4 protein-coding genes are annotated in these 5,954 nt (G+C 58.2%); 1 reads left to right on the top strand and 3 read right to left on the bottom strand.

The genetic code is table 11. The annotated features are described in order from the left end of the window. The coding region (locus JOY90_RS10190) for a DUF3363 domain-containing protein (RefSeq protein ID WP_291691009.1) at positions 1–1,823 on the top strand (1,823 nt) is incomplete at its 5' end. A gap of 1,198 nt (positions 1,824–3,021) precedes the next feature. Here the strand turns inward: JOY90_RS10190 and JOY90_RS10185 are convergent. The 3 genes from JOY90_RS10185 to JOY90_RS10175 all read right to left on the bottom strand — a co-directional run bounded on the left by JOY90_RS10185 (position 3,022) and on the right by JOY90_RS10175 (position 5,863). Continuing rightward, the gene (locus tag JOY90_RS10185; protein WP_291691008.1) at positions 3,022–3,774 is read right to left on the bottom strand and encodes a reverse transcriptase domain-containing protein; all 753 of its coding nucleotides are present in this window, start codon (positions 3,772–3,774) and stop codon (positions 3,022–3,024) included. Continuing rightward, positions 3,752–3,892: a hypothetical protein gene (locus tag JOY90_RS10180; RefSeq protein ID WP_291691007.1), complete on the bottom strand. Its 141-nt coding sequence runs from the start codon at positions 3,890–3,892 to the stop codon at positions 3,752–3,754. The genes JOY90_RS10185 and JOY90_RS10180 overlap by 23 nt, the downstream gene beginning before the upstream one ends. A gap of 225 nt (positions 3,893–4,117) precedes the next feature. After that, a complete protein-coding gene (locus JOY90_RS10175; protein WP_291691006.1) occupies positions 4,118–5,863 on the bottom strand; it encodes a DUF2326 domain-containing protein in 1,746 nt (581 codons plus the stop codon). Between the last annotated feature and the right edge of the window lie 91 nt (positions 5,864–5,954).

Raw genomic sequence — 5,954 nt, 5'->3', positions numbered from 1 at the left:
GAGTGGTGGTCAAGGCGAGGGTAGTCCGGCTCAATCCGCAAGCGAGGGGCGCACGGGGGCCGAAGATGCGCGGGACGATGAGCCGGGCCGTCGATGCCCATCTGCGTTACCTTGAACGGGATGGTGTTACGCGTGACGGCGATCGGGGCAAGGCCTATTCGGCGTTCGAGAACGAGGCCGATGGCAAGGCGTTTGTGGAGCGCGGCCGAGAAGATCGTCATCAGTTTCGCTTCATCGTGGCGCCGGAGGATGCCACCGAGATGGGCGACCTTCGCGGCTTCACCCGCGACCTCATGCGCCAGATGGAACTAGATCTGGCGACCCGGCTCGACTGGATCGCGGTCGACCATCACAACACTGGCCATCCCCACACCCACATCATCGTCCGCGGCGTGCTTGACGACGGCCGCATCCTCAATATTGTCGGCGACTACATCGCCCATGTCCTCCGTCACCGTGCCAGTGAACTGGTCACCCTGGAATTGGGGCACCAGAGCGAGATCGAGCTGCAGACAAAGCTGCAGAACGAGGTCGAGGCCGAGCGGGTTACCCGGCTCGACAAGATGCTTCTGAACGAGCAGCAGGAGCAGGGCGTGATCGACCTGAGGCCAGGGGAGGGGGCGACTTTCCTCGTGCGGGAGAACCGCAACCTCATGATCGGCCGCGTGCGGCGCCTGGAGCGCTATGGACTGGCCACCGAGCTTGAGCCGGGACGATGGTCCCTTTCCGACCGCGCGGAGCAAGTCCTGAAGGATATGGAACACCGCAATGAAGCCATCAACTCGATCCATCGGGCGCTCGCCAAGAATGGTCTCGCCGAGGAGCGCGGTGTCGGCCAGTTCGCCCTTCACGGCGAAGGCTTAGGCGAGAAGATCGTCGGCCGGGTCCTGGCCAAAGGCTTGGCCGGAGACGAGATGGGCGAGCGCGTCTACCTGGTCGTCGACAGCATCGATGGTCGGGTCCACCACAAGGAGTTCAAGGACCCGAGCCGGATCGAGGAGGTCGGACGGGACATGATCGTCGAAGCTGCCCCGGTTGTCTCCGGTCCAAGGCCTGCCGACCGCAACATCGCAAGCAATGTCGAGGAACACAACGGCACATACCGGCCGAGCAAGCACCTGGAGCGTATCCGCGACAGCTTTGAGCGGCAGGGCAAGGATCCCGAAGCTTTCGTGCGTTCCCACGTCCGCCGCCTGGAAGCACTGCGGCGGGCAGGCGTTGTCGAGCGGGTCGATGCCGATCATTGGAAGGTCCCGAAGGACATCGTCGAGCGTGGGCAGGCCTATGACCTCAGCCAGGGCGGCGACGGGCTGAGAATACGAACGCTCTCGGCTATCGGCCTCGACCGGCAGATTGCCAGCGATGGTGCGACCTGGCTCGATCGACAGATGATTGTGGAGGACCGATCGCACTTCCGAGACAGCGGCTTTGGCCGGGAGGTCGGCAAAGCCATGAATCGGAGGGCGCAGCGACTTGTCGAGATGGGTTTCGCAACCGCTAAAGATGCCAAAATTCGCGTCCCCGTCGACACTGTGGCAACTCTTGAGCGACGGGAGGTTGAGCGTGTCGGCCATCAGATGGCGAGAGAGCGCGGGCTAACCTACATGCCAGCAAACGTTGGCGAGTATGTCAGTGGCCGCCTCGCTGGCGTCGCCAGCCTCACCAGCGGGCGCTTCGCCATGATCGACAACGGACTCGGCTTTCAGCTCGTGCCCTGGCTACCGCTCCTGGAGAAACGCATCGGCCAGCACATCACCGGTCTCCAGCGCGACGACGGAGGCATCGAATGGACTTTTGAAAGAAACCGAGGGCTCAGTCTGTAACACAGCCTCGAAGGCGCGCCTGCTCCCAACAATTATTCATTGCACAGACCACTCTGTTCCTAACGACCTTTGTGGAAGCAGGCGACGCAACCGGCCAGACGACAACGGAGAATAGTCGCAGTTTACCTCAACCAGCGTTGCCGCCTTGCAAAGTATCCGGGATCGCGCACCGTGGGGTCCCACCCAAAATGCGCTTTTCAGTGCAGACAAACGCCCATACAACGACGATATGGACGACTTGACGAAACTGATCAATCTGCCATGGGCCACTCTGCTCACCTTGGCGAGTGGCTATGCGGGCTACTTTATCGCGAATGTCGGTATCCGCGAGCACCACAAAGCGATCGACGTCGTTTTTTCAACGCTTGTCTTTGGGTTTTTCGCGGCGTTCGCATACAACGCGAGCCAAGTTCTGCTCGGGCTAAGTTTAAGCTGGGCCTCGCTGGTCGCGTTTGCGTTTGCAGTCGTAGTAGGAGGGTGTTGGAGTCTGTTCGGGCGATACGTCCTCGAGTCGCTCTTGCGCAGACTACGTGTCAGTTATGCCGACGAACTGCCGAGCGCCTGGATGGCGCTATTCAGTCAAAGGACAGTTGCAACACAACTTTCAATCAAACCGAAGGATGGGACCTGGCTAAAATGTGAGGATCTGAGCAGGTTCAGGTCTAGCCCGAATGGTCCGTGCCGTACTTGGCGCAAAAGGTGACGTACTCATGTACGTCACCCATGTGCGGTCACCCGTTTCCGAGGTTTTCTTTGCTCGTGATCCGCTAGCGGATGACTACTGGGGAGACGAGGCCACCTATATCCCAGCTGACCAGATAGCTCGGATCGACTTTCGTCGCCGACGTACTTAGTCCTTCCGAGGGTTTGGAGGAGGCGTCGTCGATGAGCCCGAATCTGTCGGCGGAATGTAGTTGCCGTCAACACCTTTACTTGGCAGGGGAGCCTGGGTTTGCGGCACATAATTCTTTTTGACCACATCGGGCCGGTAGTTCTCCGTCAAATGCGGCCTAGTCGGTTTTCCAGATTCGTTAGACATAGTGTCTCCTCACGAAAAAATTTGTCCTCTCAAGCAGACGCACAACATTAGCACATTTCTCACATATGTTTCGAGCAAGCGAGCATCTTTCGCAAATGGCATAGGCAAGGAAGACTCGCTCCCATGTTGCCGGCGAGGCGTACCACGCGACGGCTAAGCCTAGAATGCTTGGAGCGAAGCAGAAGAGTTCGCCGCTGCCACTCGGTCGCGATATTGGTAGAATGCGGCGTCAGTGAGCGCCGTTCTGTCGTCGCGCGCTTCATATTCGGCGACGCGCGCAGCAGTGACCTGTGCCCGTCCAAAAGCGAGATCGCAATTGAAGGCAGTGATTGCCAAAGTGGGAGGTACGAGCTTTGTTGGGTTGGGAATAAGGCCAGCAGCGACAGAAGCATCGCGAATATCGGTATACGCCGTACTCAAGACGACTTGATCATTGTGCGAGCCGATGAAATCGTCCATGTAAACTGAAATAGATACACCGTTAGCTGCTGCACGCTCGATCGCCGCCGAAACCGGGGATTTCATCAGCACAAGGCTTGCGAGCAGCGGCGACTGCACAAAACCGATTGGCAGCACGTGAGCGTGAGGGCCGCCATGAGGATTTCGGACGGTGGACCACTTAGCTAGGGTATTCGCACCCGGATAACCATGCGCTCGCAGGGCGCGCGTGACGCGCATCCGCGCGATCGAATAATAGAAATTCTGGATGTCTATCTTGAAGAAGAACTTGCTCGTGAGATGAGCATGCAGCGCGGCAATGTGGCCGCCAGGCTGATAGTGATAAAAGTAATCGGGAAACTCGAATCGAGAAAAATACTTGATGATACGACGGCCCTTGCGTTCGCACTGCTCTGTCGGAACGAAAATCCATTTGCCGTGCGTTCGATACTTAAGCTCGAAGTTCGTGAGCATTGCAGTTGGCGGCCTTATCCGCGATTTCAATCAGGAGTTTGATGACGGTTAGTACCGGAACCAAAAAAGCTGCGATCTCGCGAATAAGGCGCGCCATACGTGCAATATTCTTGCGCATACGGCGTCTCCACTCGTTATCCCGCCGGCTAACCAGCGACACCAATTCTATGGAGCCGACAACCGAGAAGAGTCCCTCGAAGCCATAAGGCCACGAAGTGCTTCGAAACGAAACGCCAGGCCGCCTAAGCGATCAAGCGCCGCGGTCGCCGGGTCATCGCCGACGGATGGGACGAAATATTGTAAGAAGAAGAGGAAAATGCAATCCCCGTAGAAATGCTGGTGATCAATATCGGAACCCAAGAAGGCTGCCGCTTGGGTCCGTGTCCGTGAGTCTCAGGCGGACCAAGCTCTCGAAGTTAAATCCGGATGAGAAGTCACTCATCGGCACCATGTCGCTATTGAGCGTGCAGATATACTGAAAGCCGTGTTTCGCTGACATCTGGGCGGCAAGTTCGAGCGCATGGGCGCGCTGTCTCGGATCGACGCCATCGAAGATCGTGCTGTCGTGGATAAGGAAATCGATACCGAGGCCGCGCTCTCGCGCGAAGGAGATGAGCGTGAGGTCATAGCAAAAAATCTTCATTTTGCTGATCCCCTCACTGGGACTGCCAGCGATCTCGACGTCGAACTTGTAGCCCGTATCGTCGATATCAATGACGAGCCGACCGGGCGATTTGTAGAGGTGCTCCGAGAAATCGGAGAACAACCTCAATGCCTGCGACCAGAGCGCGCGTCGCTCTTCATAGTCCAACGTGGTGGCGCGCTTGAGCTCTACCGTCTCAACTTTTATCGTGTCGCCCTTGGATGTCATCTGGCGCAGCCGCGTGATACGGTTGGTCAGTTCGTCGACCTTGAGCCGGGTGATGGCATGGAGCTCCTGGAGCTGCGTGAGTTCCTCAAGGGCTCCCTGTCCGGCGAGGGTGCTGAGATATCCAGCCCGTCGATCGGTTAGGGTTGAGATTTTGTTGTCACGCTCCGTGATATCTGCCTCGAGAGCTGTGATTTCGCCGGCAATGAACTCGCGCCGGTTAGCGACGATCTTCTCGTTGAACGCGCGCGCGTCCGAAAGGGTTTTAATGACGGCGCCGGGCAGGGCGGCACCTGCCTCACTGTAGAGCGCCTCGAGCCGGTCTTCGCTCGGTGCGCCTTCGGTGGCGATAGAATCGCGATAGCGTTCGAGCCGCCGCTTATCGATGATGTTGGCGTTGACTAGGCCGTGGATCTCGGTCGTGAGCGCGTTCGCCTGCCCTTCGATCTCCCGATACTGCGGCAGAACACGGAAGTTGGACAGGGCCTCGCGCTCGCGCTCAAGCTGGGTCGTTAGACGCAAGCGTTCTGCCTCGAGCTCGCCCATGGACGCGAGTTCGCCATCAACGGCGCCAGTCTTGATCGCCTGCTTGAGCGCGTCGAGCGCGTTCTTCTGATCCTTGAGCCGCTGCCAGGTGGCTGCCTTTTCCCAGTTCAGTCCGAGAAGAAAAGCGTTATGGACTTGAATGTCCCAGGTCTTTTGATTGTCAAAATGCTTGAAAGGGGTGTTATAGGCTGCGGCTTGGTTTCGAACGAAGTAGGAGAGCAGCGAGCGGGCGGAGGGCTTGTAACCGCTGTCGCCGGCGATCTCGCTAAGACCAAACATGGCCCAGGCGAGCACAGATCTCCACTTCTTTGAATCGAGGCCTGTCGCTCCTTCCTTATTGACTGCGGGCTGTACTGGCCAGCCAATGGTCGGCCCCTCGATCGCAAAGAAGCCCGGCGCATCGGTTGAACGGGTCACCGCGACATCGTTGCCGGCGACCGTCACCTCAAGCGTGAAAGCCCATCCCTGCAAGGCCTCGATGCGAAGACCCTTTCCAGCGGACGTGTTGCTCCCTAAGCAGAAGTCGATAATCTCGATGAGAGTGGACTTCCCTAGCGCGTTCGTCGTGTCCTTGTCGCCCGCCGTGGTGGAACGATCGGCAAGAATGAGGTTTACGCCTGGCGTGAATGTGGCGTCATGAAAACCTTTCTTGTTGGCGCGCACGGCTCTAATCATGATGCGGTCCTGACGATCAGGCCGTCTTTGATGTCAATGGCGCCGATGAGATAGAGAAGGTTCGAGGCGAGAACGAAGCGCTCGAACGTGC

The organism is Bradyrhizobium sp. (genome assembly GCF_019242285.1).
In the GTDB taxonomy this organism is placed as follows: Bacteria; Pseudomonadota; Alphaproteobacteria; order Rhizobiales; family Xanthobacteraceae; genus Bradyrhizobium.
Note: the sequence above shows the minus strand (reverse complement) of the source record. Positions and strands in the feature narration are given on the sequence as shown.